Origin of the sequence: Telluria mixta (assembly GCF_029223865.1) — a bacterium.
GTDB classification, from domain to species: domain Bacteria; phylum Pseudomonadota; class Gammaproteobacteria; order Burkholderiales; family Burkholderiaceae_D; genus Telluria; species Telluria mixta.
This window is the reverse complement of record NZ_CP119520.1, coordinates 6,972,903-6,994,506: the sequence shown is the minus strand read 5'-3', so window position 1 is coordinate 6,994,506 and position 21,604 is coordinate 6,972,903. Positions and strand designations below refer to the sequence as shown.

19 protein-coding genes are annotated in these 21,604 nt (G+C 54.8%); all 19 read left to right on the top strand.

The features are described 5' to 3' along the window. The 19 genes from P0M04_RS30680 to P0M04_RS30590 all read left to right on the top strand — a co-directional run bounded on the left by P0M04_RS30680 (position 1) and on the right by P0M04_RS30590 (position 21,506). The gene (locus P0M04_RS30680; RefSeq protein ID WP_259450328.1) at positions 1-360 is read left to right on the top strand and encodes a phenol hydroxylase subunit P4; all 360 of its coding nucleotides are present in this window, start codon (positions 1-3) and stop codon (positions 358-360) included. 15 nt (positions 361-375) lie between these two features. Then, positions 376-1,437 (top strand): NADH:ubiquinone reductase (Na(+)-transporting) subunit F, encoded by a 1,062-nt coding sequence (locus P0M04_RS30675; RefSeq protein ID WP_259450327.1) that lies wholly within the window; start codon positions 376-378, stop codon positions 1,435-1,437. 182 nt (positions 1,438-1,619) lie between these two features. Further along, positions 1,620-3,080, top strand: coding sequence for a 2-hydroxymuconic semialdehyde dehydrogenase (locus P0M04_RS30670; RefSeq protein WP_259450326.1), 1,461 nt, complete (start codon positions 1,620-1,622; stop codon positions 3,078-3,080). A gap of 18 nt (positions 3,081-3,098) precedes the next feature. Beyond that, a complete protein-coding gene (dmpE, locus tag P0M04_RS30665) occupies positions 3,099-3,896 on the top strand; it encodes a 2-oxopent-4-enoate hydratase (protein WP_259450457.1) in 798 nt (265 codons plus the stop codon). Further along, positions 3,893-4,717 (top strand): 2-oxo-3-hexenedioate decarboxylase, encoded by an 825-nt coding sequence (dmpH, locus tag P0M04_RS30660; RefSeq protein WP_259450325.1) that lies wholly within the window; start codon positions 3,893-3,895, stop codon positions 4,715-4,717. Before dmpE ends, dmpH begins: the two co-directional genes overlap by 4 nt. A gap of 67 nt (positions 4,718-4,784) precedes the next feature. Beyond that, complete coding sequence (locus tag P0M04_RS30655; protein WP_259450324.1) at positions 4,785-5,051, top strand: tautomerase family protein; 267 nt, start codon at positions 4,785-4,787, stop codon at positions 5,049-5,051. Next, positions 5,045-5,968, top strand: a complete 924-nt coding sequence (locus P0M04_RS30650; RefSeq protein WP_281042465.1) for an acetaldehyde dehydrogenase (acetylating) — start codon at positions 5,045-5,047, stop codon at positions 5,966-5,968. Before P0M04_RS30655 ends, P0M04_RS30650 begins: the two co-directional genes overlap by 7 nt. After that, entirely contained in the window at positions 5,968-7,008 is a 1,041-nt protein-coding gene (gene dmpG, locus P0M04_RS30645) for a 4-hydroxy-2-oxovalerate aldolase (protein ID WP_259450322.1), read from the top strand. The genes P0M04_RS30650 and dmpG overlap by 1 nt, the downstream gene beginning before the upstream one ends. 60 nt (positions 7,009-7,068) lie before the next feature. Beyond that, positions 7,069-8,001, top strand: a complete 933-nt coding sequence (locus tag P0M04_RS30640) for a catechol 2,3-dioxygenase (protein WP_259450321.1) — start codon at positions 7,069-7,071, stop codon at positions 7,999-8,001. Between the two features lie 585 nt (positions 8,002-8,586). After that, the gene (locus tag P0M04_RS30635; RefSeq protein ID WP_259450320.1) at positions 8,587-9,552 is read left to right on the top strand and encodes a WD40/YVTN/BNR-like repeat-containing protein; all 966 of its coding nucleotides are present in this window, start codon (positions 8,587-8,589) and stop codon (positions 9,550-9,552) included. A gap of 26 nt (positions 9,553-9,578) precedes the next feature. Continuing rightward, a complete protein-coding gene (locus tag P0M04_RS30630) occupies positions 9,579-11,969 on the top strand; it encodes an efflux RND transporter permease subunit (protein WP_259450319.1) in 2,391 nt (796 codons plus the stop codon). Between the two features lie 79 nt (positions 11,970-12,048). Further along, positions 12,049-13,767 carry a DUF1302 family protein gene (locus tag P0M04_RS30625; RefSeq protein WP_259450318.1) on the top strand — a complete coding sequence of 573 codons (1,719 nt, stop codon included), beginning with the start codon at positions 12,049-12,051 and terminating at the stop codon, positions 13,765-13,767. A gap of 19 nt (positions 13,768-13,786) precedes the next feature. Further along, positions 13,787-15,046 carry a DUF1329 domain-containing protein gene (locus tag P0M04_RS30620; RefSeq protein WP_259450317.1) on the top strand — a complete coding sequence of 420 codons (1,260 nt, stop codon included), beginning with the start codon at positions 13,787-13,789 and terminating at the stop codon, positions 15,044-15,046. A 291-nt stretch (positions 15,047-15,337) separates the two neighbouring features. Beyond that, positions 15,338-15,727 (top strand): hypothetical protein, encoded by a 390-nt coding sequence (locus P0M04_RS30615; RefSeq protein WP_259450316.1) that lies wholly within the window; start codon positions 15,338-15,340, stop codon positions 15,725-15,727. Next, a complete protein-coding gene (locus tag P0M04_RS30610) occupies positions 15,724-17,001 on the top strand; it encodes an aromatic ring-hydroxylating oxygenase subunit alpha (RefSeq protein ID WP_259450315.1) in 1,278 nt (425 codons plus the stop codon). Before P0M04_RS30615 ends, P0M04_RS30610 begins: the two co-directional genes overlap by 4 nt. Positions 17,002-17,150: 149 nt before the next feature. Continuing rightward, the gene (locus P0M04_RS30605) at positions 17,151-17,315 is read left to right on the top strand and encodes a rubredoxin (RefSeq protein ID WP_259450314.1); all 165 of its coding nucleotides are present in this window, start codon (positions 17,151-17,153) and stop codon (positions 17,313-17,315) included. A 3-nt stretch (positions 17,316-17,318) separates the two neighbouring features. Further along, positions 17,319-18,587, top strand: coding sequence for an FAD-dependent oxidoreductase (locus tag P0M04_RS30600; RefSeq protein ID WP_281042203.1), 1,269 nt, complete (start codon positions 17,319-17,321; stop codon positions 18,585-18,587). A gap of 787 nt (positions 18,588-19,374) precedes the next feature. Further along, positions 19,375-21,123: an FAD-dependent oxidoreductase gene (locus P0M04_RS30595; RefSeq protein ID WP_259450312.1), complete on the top strand. Its 1,749-nt coding sequence runs from the start codon at positions 19,375-19,377 to the stop codon at positions 21,121-21,123. Next, complete coding sequence (locus P0M04_RS30590) at positions 21,120-21,506, top strand: c-type cytochrome (RefSeq protein WP_259450311.1); 387 nt, start codon at positions 21,120-21,122, stop codon at positions 21,504-21,506. Before P0M04_RS30595 ends, P0M04_RS30590 begins: the two co-directional genes overlap by 4 nt. Positions 21,507-21,604 lie beyond the last annotated feature (98 nt).

Genomic DNA, 21,604 nt, shown 5'->3' with positions numbered 1-21,604 from the left:
ATGTCTGTCGTCTCAGTTACTCCCTATCCAATCGATATCAAAGATCGTAAAGAAAAGTTTCATGGTGCCCAGTTACTTTATGTCGGCTGGGACAAGCACTTGTTGTTCTTCGCGCCCGCCCAGTTTTGCCTGCCACCTGACACCCGCTTCCGCGATTTGTGCGAGGTTCATCTGCCGGTCGCATTTTCCGAACATCCCGACTTCGCGAGCATCAACTGGGAAGAGGCTAAATGGTTGAAGTCTGGCCAGCCGTTTGAACCTGATTTGGAAAAAACGCTCGCTGCCAACGGACTCGATCACAAAGATGTCCTGCGTCTCCAAACGCCTGGCCTCGAGGGCCTGGGTGGCGTAGGGATCTAACGGAGAAGTTTAAAGATGAGTTATCAACTAACGATCGAACCGCTGGGCCGCACGATCGAAGTGCAAGACGGGCAAACCATTCTTGACGCTAGCTTGCGCGAGGGTCTGTACCTGCCTCACGCTTGCTGCCACGGCGTGTGCGCGACTTGCAAAGTGCAGGTTCTGGACGGCGAAGTTGACCACGGCGAGGCTTCATTGTTCGCTCTCATGGATTTCGAGCGCACCGAGCAGAAATGTCTCGCCTGTTGCGCGACCTTGCAGAGCGACGTAACTATCGAGGCAGACATCGAAGAGGACCCGGACGCCCTCGAATTGCCAGTCAGGGACTTCGATGGCGTGGTCAGTCGAATTGAGAACCTCACGCCAACCATTAAAGGCGTGTGGATCAGGCTCGATCATCCGGAAGGGATGAAGTTTCAAGCCGGCCAGTATATCAACCTCAATAGCGCTGACGGTGAAACCCGGCGTGCCTTCTCACTTGCAAATTCTCCTTCTGAACGCGGCGAGATCGAGCTCAACATTCGTCATGTACCAGGAGGAAGAGTTACCGGCTGGATACACAATGAACTTGCTGTCGGGGACCGTATCAGCTTGAGCGGGCCCTACGGAAGGTTCTTCGTACGCAAATCGGCCAAACTTCCGAACTTGTTCCTGGCGGGAGGGTCGGGATTGTCGAGTCCGCGTTCGATGATTCTCGATCTCCTCGAGAACGGTTGCACCACACCGATCACACTGGTGTATGGCGCCCGCACTTTAGATGAGCTGTATTACCACAAGGACTTTGTGGAATTAGCTGTCCAATATCCAAATTTCACTTATTTGCCCACGCTGTCCGGCGCGCAGGACGGCGATGGCTGGACAGGTGCACGCGGCTATGTGCATGACGTGGCGAAGGAACACTTCAACAACGACTTCCGAGGCCAAAAAGCATACCTGTGTGGACCACCGCCAATGATCGACGCATGTATCACGACCCTGATTCAAGGACGTTTATTCGAGCGTGATATCTACACGGAGAAATTTTTCTCCGCTGCCGACGCGCAACAGGTGCGTAGCCCGTTTTTCAAATCCTTGTAAGCGCTGCCTTGAGCTAAGGCAGCCAGTACAGGGGCAGACAGCCTTACCTGTCTTTAGTCATGCTTTAAAGGTATTGGCAATGGGATAAAAAGGTATTAGACGGTATGGCTTCTGCCCCATAAACTGGATTCAATTAGCTTGAACTGCTCAGCAACCTTATAAAACTGTCACGGGACATAGACATGCGTCAGATTGAGAATTTTATCAACGGCGAATTTTGCGCCAGCATCAGTGGGAACCGGTTTGAAAAGCGATCCCCTGTTGACAATACTGTCATCGCAAGTATCGCCGAAGCTGGCGAGGCCGAAGTCGATGCCGCGGTCAAGGCGGCACGTTCCGCTTTGCGCGGTGAATGGGGGCGGCTGACGCTGGAGCAGCGCACGCAGATGTTATACGAAGTCGCCGATCAGATCACTCGTCGGTTCGATGATTTCGTCGAGGCCGAGATGGCTGACACCGGCCAGCCGCATCACGTGATGACTCATGCGTTCATTCCTCGCGGAGCAGCCAACTTCAAAGTATTTGCCGATACCGTCAAGAACGTTGCGAACGAATCCTTTCAAATGTCCACGCCGGACGGCCGCGGCGCACTGAACTATTCCACACGTTCGCCCAAGGGTGTCATCGCAGTGGTCTGTCCGTGGAATGCACCGTTTTTGCTGATGACCTGGAAGGTCGGCCCTGCGCTTGCCTGCGGTAACACGGTGGTTGTCAAACCGTCCGAGGAAACGCCGCTGACCGCCGCGCTGCTGGGCGAAGTGATGAATTCGGTAGGTATTCCCAAGGGCGTCTATAACGTCGTGCAAGGCTTCGGCCCCAACTCCGCTGGGGAATTTCTGACCAGGCATCAAGGAGTCAATGCCATCACCTTCACTGGCGAGACGCGGACCGGTACCGCGATCATGAAGGCGGCGGCAGAAGGAATGCGAGACGTTTCATTCGAACTCGGCGGCAAGAATGCCGGTATCGTATTCGCCGATTGCGACTTCGACGCCGCGGTCGATGGCATTTTCCGATCTTCTTTCCTTAACAGCGGACAAGTCTGCCTCGGTACCGAACGAGTGTATGTCGAGCGACCGATGTTCGACAAATTTGTCCAGGCACTGAAAGCGAAAGTCGAGGCGGTGAAATTCGGCAGACCACAAGACCATGGGGTGACGTACGGACCGCTGATTAGTCAAGAGCATCGGAAAAAGGTGCTGTCGTATTACCAGCGTGCAAAGGACGAAGGCGCGACGGTGGTCACCGGCGGCGGCGTGCCAGACCTGCCTGCTCCGCTGAGCGAGGGGGCATGGGTCGAACCAACCATCTGGACTGGCCTGCCCGACGATGCCTCCGTAATCAAGGAGGAAATCTTTGGTCCCTGCTGTCACGTGCGTCCGTTCGATACCGAAGACGAAGTCGTGAACCTTGCCAACGATACCGAGTACGGTCTTTCAACCACAATCTGGACCCAGGATCTGGCGCGCGCGCATCGAGTAGCTGGACGGGTGGAGGTCGGCGTGGCTTGGGTCAACAGCTGGTTCCTGCGTGACCTGCGGACGCCATTTGGCGGCGCGGGACAATCCGGCATTGGCCGCGAGGGCGGCGTGCACTCGCTCGAGTTTTATACGGAAACGCGCAACGTCTGCGTAAAGCTCTGATAAGGCAACACTGTCATGATGACATCGGAAAAAATCGAGCGCTACGGCGACGAACTGTACCAGGCGCTCGTGACGCGTACCACGGTGGCGCCGCTGATTGAACGCGAACCCAACATTACGCTTGACGACGCGTATCTTATTCAGCAGCGCATGATTTCTCGTCGTTTGAACGCTGGCGAAACGATTGTCGGTAAAAAGATCGGCGTCACCAGTAAAGCGATCCAGGACTATCTTGGGGTATTCCAGCCGGATTTTGGACAGCTGACATCGTCAATGCTGTACGTCGAAGGCGACACTATCGATCTTGGCAATTTGATTCAGCCGAAGGCAGAAGCCGAATTGGCATTTGTTTTGAAAGAGGATTTGAACGGTCCTGGAATAACGGCCGTGGACGTGCTACGAGCCACCGCGTACGTCGTACCGTGCTTCGAGATCGTTGATTCACGTATCACCAACTGGAATATCAAAATCCAGGATACGGTGGCTGACAACGCATCGTGTGGGGTCTACGTGCTGGGAAAAACCCGCGGCGATCCGCGCCTTCTCGACATTACGTTGGCCGGTATGGTCGTCGAAAAAAATGGTGAGGTGGTGTCGACAGGTGCAGGCGCTGCAGTGCAAGGGTCACCTGCCAATGCTGTTGCCTGGCTTGCTAATACATTGGGCAGACTTGGGATTTCATTCAGAGCGGGTGAAGTCATCCTTTCGGGCTCTCAGTCGTCATTGATCGCTGTTCAGGACGGGGACGAGTTGGTCTGCACGATTGGCGGGCTTGGCAGCTGCCGGGTCGCATTTACGGGGAAGAGCGCAGCATGACCACAAATCTCAAATCAACCGCAGCTGTATCCCGTACCTTGGCGGACCAGGATCTCTTGCGCTTTGCAGAGCGGGTATCCAACGCACAAGACAATGGACATACGATTCCGTTGCTGAGCGAGGAAATTCCTGGCATGAACGTGGCGGATGGCTATGCCATTCAGACACTTTTGCGACACATAACGATTGGTCGGGGAGCACGCCTCGTTGGCTGGAAAATTGGCTTAACGTCTCGCGCAAAGATGGTTCAGATGAACGTGTTCGAGCCAGCCATCGGCTTCTTAACCGACGATATGGCTCGGCCCGAAAATAGTTCAATTACCGTTGCTGACATGATTCATCCGCGCGTCGAATGCGAGATCGCATTTGTGATGAAACACGCGCTGCATGGCCCGAACTGCACGAAAGAGCAAGTCTTGTCGGCGACCGATTTTGTCCTGCCTGCCGTGGAAGTTATCGACTCCCGGTTCGAAGCATACCGTTTTGATCTATGCAGCGTTATCGCAGATAACAGTTCCAGTGCACGCTTCGTTACGGGCGGCCGGGCTCGATACGCAACTGAGCTTGACCTGCGCACGCTCGGTGTAGCGATCGAGATCAACGGGGAAGTGGTTGCAACCGGCGCGTCAGCCGCTGTCCTTGGTCATCCGGCCGAAGCCATCGCCCACCTCGTCAATATTTTACATAGTCAAGGCGAGCATTTGGCTGCGGGAAGTTTCGTCATGAGTGGCGGGATCACCGAAGCACTGCCGGTCAAGGCTGGCGACCAAGTGGTAGCGCGGTTTCAGGAACTTGGCAGTGTTGCCATGCGGTTTATCTGATCCCGGTCGCAACAAGGTCATTGCAAAAAGTCAATGAATGGGCCATGTGGCCAATCAGGAGAAAGTAATGCCAATTATCGAAATCCATATGGCAAGAGGTAGAACGGTCACGCAAAAACGTGAGCTGGTCGCAGGAGTAACCGATGCTGTCGTCGCCGCGCTCGGCGTCCGTGCCGATCAGGTACGTATTTTGATCGATGAACTGGCGCCGGAACATTTTGCCGTTTCCGGTAAGACAACGGGTCAGCGGTTAGGCAATACAGAAGCGCTTGCCGGTGCTTGTGAACCTGCTTCCGCCAATTCAATCGTCCAGAACGAAGGATCTTTATTATGAAAAAGATTAAATGTGCCCTGATTGGGTCGGGCAATATTGGCACTGACCTGATCTACAAAATCCAACGTAGTGCTGTACTCGAGCCCGTGTGGATGGTGGGCATCGATCCGAACTCCGAGGGTTTGGCGAGGGCCCGCGACATGGGCTTGAAAACGACTGCAGGCGGCGTCGATGCCTTGTTGCCTCACGTCTTCGAGGACGATATCCGCATTGCCTTTGATGCGACGTCCGCTTACGTACATGCGGAGAACTCGCGCAAGCTCAATGCACGCGGTGTCATGATGATCGACCTTACGCCAGCGGCAATTGGTCCGCTGTGTGTACCACCGGTGAATCTGCGCGAGCTTGCCGGCGGTAGCGAGATGAATGTCAACATGATTTCCTGCGCAGGGCAGGCAACCATTCCTATCGTTCACGCGGTCTCCAGAGTACAAACCGTTGGCTATGCCGAAATTATCGCCAGCATTTCGTCCAAAAGTGCGGGACCGGGCACACGCAAGAACCTCGACGAATTCATGAGCACGACGTCGAACGCTATCTGTAAGGTAGGTGGCGCGAAAACCGGCAAGGCGATGGCGATCATCAACCCTGCCGAGCCTCCGCTGATGATGCGCAACACAATTTATTGCGAATGTGAAGATGAGCCGGACCAGGCTGCCATCGTCGCATCAGTGCTGGCAATGATCGAAGAGGTACAGAAATATGTCCCTGGATATCGGCTCATTAACGGACCGGTGTTTGAAGGTCGCCAGGTTTCGGTTTTCATGGAAGTGAAGGGACTGGGCGACTATCTGCCGACTTACGCAGGCAACCTGGACATCATGACTGCGGCCGCAGCGCGTACCGCCGAAATGTTTGCCGAAGAAATCCTCAGCGGCAGGATGATCCTGCCGTCCACCCTGATGGAGTTTGCATAATGTCGCTCAAAGGTCGAAAAGTTTTTCTCCACGATATGTGTCTGCGTGATGGCATGCATGCCAAGCGCCATCAGATGACATTAGAGGAGATGGTAAGGGTCGCTATCGCGTTGGATGATGCTGGGGTCCCACTGATCCAGGTCACCCACGGAGATGGCCTGGGAGGTCACTCGCTGAATCTTGGACGCGCGCGTCATACTAACGAAGAGTATCTGAATGCCGTAATCCCGAAACTCAAGCAAGCCAAAGTGTCGGTATTGCTCGTGCCTGGCCTGGGTAGTATGGACCAGCTCCGTGAGGCACGCGCATGCGGCGTACATAGCGTTCACGTTGCTACGCATTGTACCGAGGCCGATGTCGCCGAGCAGCACATTGCGTGCGGCCGCGAGTTGGGTATGGATACCACCGGCTTTTTGATGATGGCCCATATGAACACGCCCGAAGGGCTGCTCCAACAGGGACTGCTGATGGAGTCGTACGGCGCCAACTGTATTTATGTCACCGACTCGGCGGGCTATATGTTGCCCGAAGATGTCACGGCACGAATCGAGCTGCTACGCGCCCACCTGAAACCAGAAACAGAGCTGGGCTTCCACGGGCATCACAACCTGGGTATGGGAATCGCTAACTCGATCGCCGCAATTGCTGCGGGTGCCAACCGTATCGATGGTTCGGTGGGCGGCCTGGGCGCTGGCGCCGGCAATACTCCGCTCGAAGTGTTTGCGGCGGTATGCGAACGCATGGGGATCGAGACCGGTGTCGACCTGTTCAAAATGATGGACGTGGCGGAAGAGGTCATCGTGCCAATGATGGACAGCCTGGTTCGGGTCGACCGCGAGTCGCTCACTATCGGGTTTGCTGGCGTTTATTCGACTTTCTTGCATCCGTCTCGTCGTTACGGCGCCAAATACGGCGTGCCAGCACGTGACATCCTGCTCGAAGTCGCACGCCGCAACCTCATCGGTGGGCAGGAAGACATGATCGAAGACACGGCGATGACCATGGCGAAGGCACGCGGATTACTTCAAGGTTCCGCTTGAACCACAACGCGAGCTGAAGCGCGAGACTAATGCAGTGATATCAATAAACAGGAGACAGACATGGCGTTACGAGGCGTATTAAGATTGGGTGAAGTAAGTATCCGCGTTCTGGACATGAAGGCTGCGCGCCAGCACTACGGTACGCACATGGGGCTGATCGAGACCTTGGTCGACGAGGAGGGAAAGGTCTATTACAAGTGCTGGGATGAGCACGATCATCATTGCCTCGTGCTGCGCGAGGCCGACTCGGCAGGCATGGACCACTTTGCCTTCAAAGTGTTTGACGATCAGACCCTGACTGAACTGGAAGGCAAGCTGCGGGCCTACGGCATCGAAGTCGAGCACATCGCTGCCGGGGTCTACCCGAAGAGCGGTCGACGTCTCAAGTTTCTTTTGCCAACAGGGCATACCATGCACCTGTACGCGGAAAAAGAACAGATCGGAAATACCCTCGGCACCCGTAACCCGGGCGTGATGCCTGACGAAGGCGTGATCAGGGGCTTCCGTATCAACCGTATCGATCATCTGCTGATCGGGGGCGACAAGATCGACGAAAACGCCAAGCTGTTCCAGGAGGTTTTCGAGTTTGACATGACGGAACGCCTGGAAGATGTCGATACCAAGGCTTCGCTGTCCATCTTTGTAAGTTGCTCGACCAAGCCTCACGACATCGCTTTTGTCGTGCAGCCCGAGCCAAACCGTTTCCATCACGTTTCTTTCCTGCTCGAGTCGGTTTCCGACCTGGTGCATGCAGGCGACCTGATTGGCAAATACCGGATCCCTGTCGAAGTGAATTCGAATCGGCATGGTATCACCCGCGGCGCGACCATTTATTTCTTCGATCCCTCGGGTAACCGCAACGAGGTGTTCACCGGAGGTTACGTGCACTATCCGGACACGCCGACCCTGACTTGGGATACCAGCGAGCTGGGGGCAGCCGCGTTCTCGCAAGATAACACTTTCCGCGACAGCTTCTTTACCGTGCTGACGTAGGAAACACCACGGCTAGAGTACTCGAGCAATATAACGATCCTGCAGAGACGTAGGCATTCCAACTTATTTGCACCTTTTACCCATGTGCCAATCGTAAGGCTGCCACAGGAACTACCAGTCCCGGGAGCAGACCTGGCAAGCGTGTAAGTAAGTTGGATATGTATTCTCCTTCCATATCGGACTTCAGTCCGCCTGAAGCGACATGTGCCGCGGCAGTTTCCAATGCTGGCCAGCCAGACTTTCTGGTCTGACGAAGTGCGCAAAAAACCAGCGCGAACATTCGGGATCGAAGCGAAGGTGGGCGAGAAATATAAGCACGGGTACTCGATCAGCCGAGTAAATATCTAACCTGTTCAGCGAATTTATTATGGCCTGCCGCCTTTGGCGAAGCAGTAAGGCCCCCTTTTGCCAAAAATTCGACGATCCAACTCCTGCAACTTTTAGCGTGTCAAAGCCAATACTTTATTGGTATGGCGGGATAGGTAATAAAGCATTGGACGGCATGGCCAGGTTAAAAATAGGATTGACTCATTGCAGCGCTTGTCACGACGACTTACATATGCTGCTTTCAGACGAGAGAGAAAGATGCGACGCGCTTTTCAACTATTTATGTCCGCTCTGCCACTGATGATCGTGGCTGGGCTGCTTTACGCAGGTTTCTTTATCAAGCCAGAACCTAAAGGACACGCAGTCCCTCAACCGGTGTTCGCACGCGGGGACAATTTCTATGGTGTCACGGCAGGCGGCCCCGGGCTGGTTTGGGCGGTCGGCAGTAACGGAAAAATCGCGAGGAGCGGCGATGGCGGCCGCACCTGGCACCTTCAACCAGCCGCAGTCCGCGAGACGCTCCAGGACGTGGCAGCGTGGGATGCAAAACATCTGGTCGCTGTCGGTAACCACGGTGTGGTTTTGATTACCGAGGATGGCGGCGCATCCTGGAAAAACGTCGACGTGCCGAAATCAAACATCGCAAACAAGCTCGTGCGGGTCAAAGCTTTTTCCGATGGTAGCGCCTGGGCCACCGGCGAAGCTGGCAGTGTTTTGCATTCGACAGATTTCGGCAAAACCTGGGTGCAAACAGGACCAGGCGGCGACGCCGCCTGGAACGATATTCACGTTGCCTCAAATCTGCTTTGCCTTGTCGGCGAATTCGGCCAGATCAAAATTTCGGATGATGGTGGAGCCAGTTGGAAAGACTCTGCTTCGCCGGTCAAGACCAGCTTGATGTCCGTTGCGTTCAGCGACGACAGCAAGGGCGTGGCGGTTGGGCTAGGGGGAACGGTACTCGTTACGCAAGACGCCGGCCGCAACTGGGCACAGGAAACGGCTGCATCGTCGGATGACTTGTTCCGCGTAATGTGGGACGCGCGCCGCTGGCTTGCCGTTGGGGCCAATGGCACCGTTGCCATCCGAAGCGTCGAATCGTCCAACTGGTCTACGCGACGCATCTCTGCGCTTGACCGCAACTGGTACACGGCAATCGTTCGGCAGGGCGACAGTTATTACCTGGGTGGTTCACGAGTCGTGGCCGAGCCGATTGCGGCATTGTGACCCCAAAAACTAATTAAGAGACAGCGATGGACAATACGAAATTCAGCAGGCTCGCACGATTCGTTGAGGCGTGTATTCACCACCGGGTTCCCGTGACTTTGGCATTTACGTTGATGACCTTGCTCATGGGTTTTTTTGCGTCGCAGATCGAAGTCAAGACAGTATTCGACGATCTGCTTCCGCAAAATCACCCATATGTCCAGGTGCACAAGAAGTTCCGCCAGGATTTTGGCGGCTCAAATATGGTCAGCATCAAGCTGGAAGCCAAGCAGGGCGATATTTTTCACGCCGAGTTTCTGGAAAAGGTCAAGACTCTGACTAATCAGCTTGCCCTTGTCGACGGCGTGAATCCATTTCAGATCATGTCGCTTGCATCGAGCAAAATGAAGGATATCCGGTCCTCCACCGACTCGATCGAAACCAAACCTGTCATGTTTCCGGATGTGCCGAGAAACCCGGCAGAAATGGACGCGCTGAAAAACAAGGTGCTGAACAGCCCTCTAATTTACGGCGCGTACGTGTCACACGATTTGAAGGCAGCACTGATCACGGTCGATTTTTATGAAAACGCCGTTGACTACAACAAGATCTTCCCGCAAATAATGAAACTTGCCGATGCCATGCAAAGCAATAGCGTGCGCGTCAGTGTAGTTGGCGAGCCGATCCTGTTTGGATGGGTTAACCACTATGTCCCGGAGACCATTAAGATCTTCCTGGCGACGCTGCTCTGTTTGATGGCGCTGCTTTTCCTGACTTCACGCACGTGGCGCGGCACGTTGTTGCCTCTGCTGGCTGGACTGTCCAGTTCAGTCTGGGCACTGGGTGCCGCAAGGTTGCTCGGTTTTAATCTGGATCCCCTGGTAATTGTCATCGCTTTTCTGATCACGGCACGTTCGATTTCCCATGCCGTGCAATTGGTGACCCGCTTTTCCGACGAGCTGGCAGCGGGCGTGCCGACTTCGAAGGCGGCTGCAACCTCGGCCATGCTCCAGTTGTTCAAGCCGGGCATGCTCGGTGTGATCGCGGACGCTGGATGCATGATCGTGGTCGTCCTCACTCCGATTCCGTTGATGCAAAAGATCTCATTGATCGGGACGATCTGGGTGTTGACGATTGCACTGTGTGCTTGCGTCATGACGCCGGTATTGCTTTCCTGGGTCAAGTTGCCAGCAAAATACGCCCATCCGATCGATATTTCGGGCGCTTTAGAGCGGGTCTTGGGAATTTGCATCTCCACGGCGACCTCGCGCTGGCGCTATCTCGTCCTTGCAAGCGCTACGCTTGTATTCATCAGCTCGGGAATTTACGCCTTTAAGTTACAGGTCGGCGACGCTGACGCAGGTTCGCCAATCTTATGGCAGAACTCGCGATACAACCGTGATGCTGCGGACATCAACCGTCAATTCCAAGGCGCGGACCGAATGTACGTGGTATTTGCAGGTAACAGCCCAGGCGCGGTCAAAGAGCCGGCTGTCCTCGAAAGTATGACTTCGCTTCAACGATTCATGGGCGCCCAGCCGGAGATCGGGGGGAGCTTGTCTGTTGCCGACGTTCTTCCGATCGTCAATCAGGTTTTGCGGGAAGGTAATCCTCGTTACCGCAGTTTTGGGACCACTTCCGCCGAAAACGCAGAGTTGTTCTATATGTGGGCGCCTGACGCCGGCGATGCCGCGCGATTCATGAATCCACAACTGCAAAACGCACCGGTCACATTTTTCTTTAAAGATCACCGCGGCGAAACGGTTCGCACGGCCATCCAGCGCGTAAAAGAATTTGTCGCGGCGCACCCCACAGATCTCGGCAAGTACGTCCTGGCTGGCGGATTGGTCGGCATAACCGCAGCGGTTAACGAAGTTATTTTTTCCGGTCAAGTTGAAAGCATTGCGCTCGCACTACTGGTGCTTGTGATCTGTTGCGCTGTTGCTTATCGATCCATGCGCGCAGGCATTTTCTTCCTCGTCCCAGTGATGCTATCAAACACCATCACATTCTCCGTAATGGCTTGGCAAGGCATTGGCATGACCTTGAGCACATTGCCGGTAGCAGCTCTCGGCATTGGCCTTGGCGTCGATTACGCATTCTATGTAGTTGACGCGATCAGAGAAGAGTTGCACAACCACGATGACCTGGATGCTGCGATCGCACAGGCACTCCGGACTGCGGGTAAGGGCGTCCTGATCACCTCGATGACACTTACGACAAGTGTCGTTCTTTGGTTCGCTTCTTCCCTTCGCTTTCAAGCGGAAATGGGTTATCTGATGGCAATCTGGTTGTTTATTTCGTCCGTGAGCGCGTTGTTCATCGTCCCTGCCATGATTTCTGTATTCCGTCCCGAGTTTGTAGTGGGAAAAAGGAAGCTGGTAGGTGGCGTGGCAGCAACGGCGACGGCATCACGTAGTACTGCAGCGTTAGGGTAAAACGCGATCACCAGGAGAGGAAGTGTTCTGAAGGTCGCCGATTTTTACCCGATTTATTAAAAGTATAAATGGAGAAAACATGAGTAGAGACAAAGACGCGAAAATCCTTCTGCCCCGGATGCGCACTATTCCGGCATTATTGATAATGTTGGGTGCCGTGTGCGGCGGCGCGTCTGCTCAGGAATCGCCCGATGCTGAAGCCACCGTCCAGGATTTGACTAATACGGACGGGTCCACAAGTAGCAATTTGAAACTTGCGGGTTTCATTCGTACCTGGATGTCCTGGAATCTCAAAGATAATCAGGACGTAACCGCTCCATATCCGGGCCAGCCTCCCTACAGTCCCCTGGAGGGCAAAGGGGACATGTCCATGTTCCGTACTTCGCTGCAACTCGAGGCCGATTACAAAACCGGCCCGGTGAGTTGGCATGGAGTTGCTCGAGCAGACCGTGAAAAACTCACCTCGTACGGAAAAAGATTACAGGAACGCTCGTGTACCAGCGCGACCGTCATTGGCGCGCCGACCGGGCCCGGATGCGACGTACGGCAGCAATACAACCAGATTGAACTGCGGGAGCTCTACGTCGACTTCCCGGTCGGCGATCGCATCTCGGTCCGGTTCGGCAAGCAGCAAGTGGTGTTTGGCGAGACGGACTTCTTTCATCCTAACGATTTGCTGAACGGCTTCGATTACCGCTGGCGCCTGTTCGGGGAGCCTGAGAGCGATGCGCTCCGTAAGCCGGTCATCATGGCAAACGTCCAGATCGCCGTACCGGAGGCAGATGGTTCCTTGCAGGTCGTGGTGCGTCCGGGTTGGGATCGAAATAGGGACATCGGTAATACCTATGATATCTATGGCGGTCGCTGGATGGCCTCACCGAATATGGGAGTCGATTATCTTGCCTACGCAAGTCAGTTTAATTACGATCATCCGGCAGGTCGACAGAAAGACGTGACAGGGGCGATTCGCTGGAGCGGAAAGGCTGGAGGCGCAAATTACGCCTTCAGCTACCAACGGGTATTCCAACCGGACTTCGTGCTCAACCCGTGTGGCGTCTTCGCCGGAGCGGCTGACCGCGATGCAACGGGGTGCGTCTCGAATTTGTACTATCGCCAGGCACCGGTCAACAAGGCGTACGGCGACTGGATCTACCCGGTTATCAATGTGTTTGGCGCGAGCGTCAGTGCCGAGAGCGAAACGCTTGATGCAATCCTGAACGCCGAGGTTGCGTATCAAAAGGGACGGCTATTTAACAGCAACTCGAACGTCAGTGGTACTCCCAACGCGCTGGGCTATTTCCAGACTCCGAATAATGCGGGTGTGATGGGGCGACTTGTCGAAAAGGACGTTGTTCAGACCACCCTGCGCGCCGACAAACAGCTTCGCCTGCAAAGCTGGTTTGGTACCAACGCACCGTCATTCGCGTCGGTGCAAATTTTTGACACCTGGGTACAGAGCTTTGATCCTGCCGACGACGCGATCGTCGCGGTTGGTGGCGCCGCACGTCTTCGCAAGCACAACACGATTGGTACCGCTTTTGTGCAGTTCCCATACATGAACTCGCGGCTCGTTTACCAAATTGCAGTCGGCACTGAGTTCCAGGGCCACAATAGCTTCCTTATCCCAAGCGTATCGTTCAACATTGGCAACCATTGGCGCATTAATGCAGATGCCGTGCTGTTCCACTCCAGGAAAGCGCGGACGAATAACATCTCCGATCCTGGTTACGACAGCATGGGATTTGCTGCGCTGAATGACCACGACTACGCTACCTTGCGTGTAACGTATCAATTCTGACAATAAAGGAACAAACAAAATGCGTACCAAATCGTTTCAGTTTATCGGCGTACCTTTTCTCACCGGCTTGCTGTCGCTTGGCGGGCCCGCGTTTGCTGCCGAATTGCCGGAAGGAACAGTGATCAGTAAGGCAAATCTTGATCAGGTCAAGAACGACACGTTCATGGGACACAAGATCGGCGACCTGTTGACTGACAAAATGGAACTGCTGATCAGGCAATACAATAAAAAGTATCCGCTCGTTAAAAGCCCGCCGCTTCAGATGGATCCGCAATATATTGCAGCCACTAAAAAATATGCGGACCAGGTTAAATTTGATCCAAAGACGCGCGAAGTCACCGGATATGTAGCGGGTAAGCCTTTTCCCAATATCGACCCGGCAGATCCCTCCGCCGGCGACAAGGTGATCTGGAATTACTATTATGGCGCATCGACTGGTGCAGACCTTAACCAGGCTGTCTGGTTTACTTTGGCCAGCAAGAACGGCTTTGAATCGAGCACGCACTGGAACCTGCAGCGTGTGTATAACAAAGGGCGGCTTTGGACGCCGGACGGAGCGTTTCCGAGCGAACCAACCGTTCTGCACAAAACCATCTTGGTGGCCCTTACTCCGCAGGATTTGAAGGGCGTCGGTACCTTCACTACCCAGTACGATGTCGCCAATAAGCCGGACGACCAATGGGCATACATCAAGTCAGCCCGACGCATTCGTCGTATGTCGGGCAACGCGTGGATGGACAACGTTGGTGGTTTCGACTTCATCAACGATGACATCAACCTCTGGAATTCTCGGCCGTCGCGCTACAAATCGATCAAACTGCTTGGAAAACGCTGGGTGTTGGCTAGTACGGATTACAAAGCGTATCGAGCGCGCGCCAAGGACAAAGCCGGTACCGCGGGGGAGTGGCCTCATCTCGATTTCAGCGTGCCGGTTGCACAGTCGGTCCAGCCGGTGACCCCGGTGGAAGTATGGGTCGTCGAAGGTACGCCCCCGTCGGACCACCCATATGGCAAGAAAATTGTCTACGCTGACACGAACACAAACGTCATCTATTACGCCGAAATTTATGACAAGAAGGGTGACTTCTGGCGGTGGCAGAACTACCACTTCGAGCAGCGTGTCGGTGCCAAGTCCGGGATCAAGTACGTGTCGGTGGCGGGTGGCGAATACGCCGACATGAAGGCGCAACATGTCACTTTCTACATGACTCCAGGCGTGGACGATAGCGGCATTAACGCCACCAAGTTCGGCCCTGAAATTCTCGAATCACTGCAGTAAGGCGGTACTTGGCCAGCCAGTGGATAGCCGAAGCTTCAAGGCCGAGGCGTCCACGCGTTATTTTTGAAGGCCTGCTTCCATACGCAAGGTATTGGATGGAAGCAGGCTGTGTACACGTGAACATGGGTGCAGCATCTACCGACAAGGATTACGCAGTCAAAGATTTTTTCGATTAGCCGACCGGCAGTTCTCGGATTGCTCATCAAAGACGAATAAGCACAAGGAGACAGAAAATGGTTTCGAGTGGTTTTGGTGAATTTGATGTACATCGTACGTTAAGGAGTAATCAACATGGCTGAGCCGCTGCTTCCGAGTGGATTTGATGAGTTGGAGCAGTTTGTCGAGTACTGGGTACGTGACACGAATAACGAGCGTTGGAAGCAGCGTTCAAAAGCGTCGATGGAAGAAATTCAACGCTTTTATGATCACATGCTGGCACGCGCTGAGGACGCGATCGCGCACTTGGATGCGTTTCCTCTCGATGACATGCCGCCAGCGTCCGAACGTTTGTTCAAGCTGCTGCTTGCAATTGCTCACGTCGCCATGGCAGTTGAGATGCACGGTCAACCTATCGCGCACCGCGCACAGCTCCGCAGTGACTTGCAGATGACGCAAGGGCCCTGGCCGTTCGGAGGCAGCAGCAAGGAGCAATCCAAGCGAGATCTCGAGGAGACGCAATGATGAACGATATGGTGATAGGTGCAAATCTTGGTCAGGGTGGCGCCAAGGACAGTTTTACGACCGCACTAGGTCTTGGAACCGGACCGGTTCCGGTGGATTCATACATCTCTCCAGAGTTTTTTGAACTGGAGAGAACGCGGGTATTCGGAAGGGCATGGTTATATGTTGGCCGCACCGACCAGCTCCCGGATGCAGACAGTTTTTTTGTCAAGAAGATTGAGGTATGCAAGGCGTCGGTGCTGGTCATGCGCAACGCTGCTGGCAAGGTGCAGGCCTTTCACAACGTCTGTTCACACCGCGGGAACCTCGTCGTAACGGAGCAAAGCGGTAACAGCAAACTCCACCGATGTGCCTATCACGGCTGGGCCTACGGTTCGGATGGCTCGCTCGCCGGGGTGCCCGACCAGAAGAATTTTTTTCAGCTGAATAAGAAAGAATGTGGACTGACCCCGATTGCGACGGACGTTTGGGAAGGATGGATTTTTATTAATTTGCAGCGTGAGCCGGAAATCAGCCTTAAGGAGTTCCTGGGGCCTTACGCGGAGTCCTATGCGGGCGTTCCGTACGGTGAAGGCCACGAAACCTTGGTGATCGAAGCACGATTCAAGGCGAACTGGAAGCTCATTATGGACGCCTTTTCGGAGTCGTACCATGTTCCTGCGATTCATCCCGCAACGCTGGCTCCGGGATTTTCGCATCCTGTTCATAACAAGTACGCACGCCCATTGAGCGGCAATACGTTCGGCCTGCACAGTGCCTGGTCTGCATATGGCAACCCCGAATATGCGCCTCCGCCAAACTCAGAGGTTGAGCGTCTGGCTTGCAAGGTGGATACCGGTGGCTTATTGGGTAGCGACGTGAATGATGAAGTCTTGCGACTGCGTGCTCATCCGGCTATCAACCCGACCAAAGAAACATGCTGGTCGGCTGACGTGACCGCCATCTTTCCAAATTTCAATATCGACTATTCGACGGGAGGCTATTGGACGCATGAATTCTGGCCGATCTCGCGGAATGAGACACATTGGATTCTGACGATCAGGATTCCGAAGGCGAATAGTGTGCGTCGTCGCCTTCAGCTCGAGCACTATGCGGCCCGCTGGTGCGAGATCGTGCTGGAGGACGTTACCAATTGCGAGAGTATCCAGAAGGGCCTGGAATCGGGAGCAAAGGATGTCATGTACCTGCAGGACGGGGAATTCATGATTCGACATCAGCAGGAAATCTTGCGTAAATGGGTGAATGCCCAAACCGTTGCAGAGGCCATGAAGTAAGCCACTCGGGATGGCGGCGCCTGTGCGGGGCCGTCAGTTGCACCAAGCCGGTGAGCGTCGGAGCCGGTGTTCGCATCGGTAGGCAGGTTTCCGCAGGGACGGTAGTTGAAGTCGTTGTCGGACCAACAGATTTTACCGAAAGAATTGCGATGAATATCTATCAGTGTGTGGTTTGTGGTTTCACCTATGATGAATCCCTCGGTATGCCGGAGCACGGGATCGCTTCAGGTACTCTTTGGGCAGATGTTCCCGAAGATTGGGAATGCCCGGATTGCGGCGTGAGGAAAACAGATTTCGACATGCAAGCGGTTTGACTCATGCTCGCGACAGAAACCATGAATCCCGTGATTATCATTGGTGCGGGCCTGGCCGGCTACACGGTGGCGCGAGAATTTCGCAAGCTGGACAAATTAACACCACTTGTTATTGTTACTAAAGACAGCGGTGGATTTTACTCCAAGCCCATGCTGTCCAACGCGTTCGCCCAGCGGAAAACGCCACAGCAGTTGGTGACACAAACCGCCGAGCAGATGTCAGGGCAAATAGCTGGAGCGGTACTGTCCGGCACGACTGTGCTACGCATCGACCCGGAGAACCGTAGGGTTCATACCGATAAGGGCGTACTGGCCTATCGCGACCTGATTATCGCAGCAGGGGCTGAACCTGTTCGCTTGCCTATTCCAGGTAATGCCGCCGCGGCGGTTCTCAGCGTCAATCACGTCGATGATTATGCGATCTTTCACGCCCGTGTCGGCTTGCCTGAACACGCTCCGGCTACTCGAGTGGCAATTCTTGGGGCCGGCTTAATCGGCTGCGAATTTGCCGATGATATTTCAAGTGCGGGGCACGCCGTCACCCTGATCGATCCTAATTCCATGCCTTTGGCGTCAATCGCTCCTCCGGTACTGTCACGTGGCTTACAACAGGCGCTCATCGACAAGGGCGTAGCGATGCGGCTGGGTACAACAGCAGCGTCGATTGATCACGGCAACAATGCGACGCACATTACCCTCTCGGACGGAAGCGTGGTCGAGGCCGACCTTGTACTGTCGGCGGTTGGATTGCGTCCCAACTGTACGTTGGCATCCACTGCAGGCTTGACCATCGACCGTGGCATCGTCGTAAACGCGCTGGGTCTCTCGTCCGATGCCCATATATACGCACTAGGGGACTGCGCCCAGTATACGGTGGGCGAAGCCGGCGCGACTCACACCATGCCGTACATCGCGCCATTGATGAGTGCGGCACGTGCCATTGCGCGTACTCTCGCTGGAACACCCACGCCGGTCGATCTGAAACCCACTCCCGTGCTGGTGAAAACGCCAAGTTTCCCGATTGCCTTGGTGCCGCCACCGCCCGACGCTCTCGCTGGAGGTGCATGGGTCGACGCAGTCGTCGACCAACGCATGATCTCCCGCTTTTACGACGCCACTGGCGTGATGGTCGGTTTCGGTGTCGCTCCTCAAGACGCGGCGATTCGAAATACATTGATGACATCATTGGGGCGACGTTGGTTCCATGTTAATAGAACCTGCTCGGTCGGCGCCGAGCCACTGGTGCAGGCGCAGGCGGCCGAAGTACTGTGACTACATCACAGTGGCAATCTCGTGATCGACACTATGTGTGATCGCAAGGATGGCCACGCGACCGATCACGTGTCGAGCCAATGCCAGGGCTCCGTCGACAACACCGATAGCGGCATCGTCACGGTAAATTCGTTGTAGCCCATGTACTGGCGCTACCGCGACGGCCACGTCGAAACCGGGTGAGTCTTCGAGATGACATTGCCTGGCGATGGTCCCGGCAAGGGCGGTGAGGGCTCGACTCCCCGGCATCGACTCTTGCCGCCAGCGCGATGAAAGCCAAGTGCTCAGACAAGCCCACCTACGACAAGGCCTCGTCATGAGGGCGCACGCCGGGTCGACCCGATGCCAGGGTTTTACTCGGCACCGGCATCCCAGGCCAGGTTCTTGAGGTTTGCTATGCCCGCTTTCCCGCTCCACCCGGAACACGCTCATGCCGTACGAATCCGTCAAGCGTACTCCGTTCACGTGACGATTCCGTCAACGTCTGGAGGGGCGTGAGCAAGATATATAAAGGAAATGCGGCATTTTGGCTTGGCACGTTTCCTGCATCCAACGATAAGGAGTAGACAGGCGAAGAATGGGTATCCTGAAGCCCGTTAAAAAGCCGCAAGCAATGTGCCAGTTCAAGCACGGTGGAAGTTCAGGAAAATCTTTTAAGAATGTAGAACAGGCGAAGCCGTCTCTCTGGCCCATGTCTGCGGACATCGGAGCGAGCGTATTGAGAGGGGATGTTGTCCACCTCTTTTTTAAGTAGGACGAATCTAGCGTACTTGGAGGATGTAATAGTATGAATGAGAAAGAAAAGGATTTTAAAAAAAATCCACGCAAAGAGGAGATTACCAGGCGCGGTTTCATTGGCGCAGGCGCGGCAGGGGCGCTGGGATTGGCAACAATCGCGCAATCTGCTTCCGCAGCTAGTGGCAAAAAATTGCGATTCGATGCCGAGTACGACGTCGTCGTCTGCGGCAGTGGCGCGGGTGGGCTTGGAACTGCCCTGTTTTCGCGCTGGCAGGGAAATAGCGTCGTGGTACTGGAAAAATCCGGAAGTATTGGCGGAACCACTGCAAAATCCGGATTCTGGTATTGGATACCAAATAACGAACCAATGAAGAAGGCTGGCATCCAGGATCCGAAGCCAGATTTCATGAAGCTTGTCGCACGGCTATCGGCGCCGCACTCATACAGTCCTTCGGCTCCAAAGCTTGGACTTACCGATTGGCAATATGACATGTGCGAAGCATATTATGATACGGCGTCCACTGCTGCAGAATTGCTGAACGCACGCGGGGCACTGCCATATCAGCACCCGGCGGATGTGGTCGACTATTGGGCTGATCTGCCAGAAAACAAAGCGCCAAAAGGCCGGGCCTTGCTGCCCGCCGGCGCAAGCCTGCATAACGGAGGCAAGTTCGGCATTATGTCCCTCTCGAATGCCGCGCGTCGTGACGGCATTTCGATCAAGACTTCGCATCGTGTGCAGAGCATCATCCGCAACGGCCGCGGCGAAGTTGTCGGTGTGGAAGTGACATCGCCAGAAGGGGAGACGTTGCGTTTTCGGGCGAAGAAGGCAGTGGTCTTCGCGACGGGCGGTTTCACTCATGATCCCCAATTGAGGCGTGATTTCCTTTGCGGGAACATTGTCGGCGGCTGTGCAGCGAATTCGAACGAAGGCGACTTCATTCGAATTTCGAGCCCATTGGGCGTGCAGTTGGCGAATATGAACTACGCGTGGAATTGCCCGGTCGTGTTCGAAAAAGCCGTGGCTAACGACGGATCATTGTGGGGAGCTTTCATGCCTTCCGGCGACTCCATGGTGTTTGTTAACAAGTACGGAAATCGCGTCGTCAACGAGAAACTGCAATATAACGAAGTGACACGCGCGTTCTGGGCCTGGGATGGCCCACGCCAGGAGTACCCCAACGAAGTGCTGATTGCAATATGGGATCAGCAAGCGCAGGACAATTGCGCAGAGGAACATTACGGTTCTTACATCGTCCCGCCGGGTAGTGACGACCGACATGTCATCAAAGGGGCGACGCGAGAGGAACTGGCGAAAAACATCGCTGCACGGATGGCCGTTTATCGTGACCGGTTTAATATTTCGTTGGCGCCGGAGTTTGTCGCGACTCTGAATGACACAATCCGCCGCTTTAATGAATTTGCAAAAACCGGCAAGGATCTCGATTTTCATCGGGGTGAGCGTCCGGTCGAACTCATGTTCAACGGGAATAACAAAGCCACTGGAAAGGCGAACCCGACCATGTATCCGATCAGCGACACTGGCCCGTTTTACGCTACCTTGCTCGGACCGGGCAATCTTGACACTAAAGGCGGGCCGCGAACGGATACCCATGGGCGAATCCTCGATGTCAAGGGCCAACCGATTCCGGGGCTGTACGGTGTCGGGAACTGTGTTGCATCAGCATCTGGACAAGCATATTGGTCCGGCGGAGCGACCTTGGGGCCGATCGTGACGTTCGCATATCGTGCCGCTAATGCCTTGCAAAAAGAACGGACGAAAGAGGTCACGGCATGAGAATTAGCAAATTCATCCTCAGCACAATGTTAATGTCTGCCGGCTGCGCAGTTGCGCAGACTAACGTCGGTGAGCAGAACCTGTCGCCGCTGGTAAAAAACAGTTGCGCTTATTGCCACACCTTCAGCAAGGGCGGGCCAAACGGACAGGGTCCGAATTTATACGGACTGATCGGCAGAAAAGCTGGCACCGCTCCCGGGTTCGAATATTCTCCCGCTTTTTTGAAGGCGCTTGAAGGCAAAGTGTGGACAAAAGAGCTGCTGGATGCCTGGCTTTCCGATACTCAAAAGGTTGCGCCCGGTACGCTGATGACATATTTTCTCGACGACCCGAAACTCAGAAAGAAGATTGTCGGCTATATGGCGGACCCGAAGGATAAGTAGCGTGAATATCGGCTAAGTGTCCGTCGGCACTGCTTTCCGGATGACGGAGAGCGGTGCCTATCAAATGGGATAGTTCCTCGATTTGCCGGATACGGTCG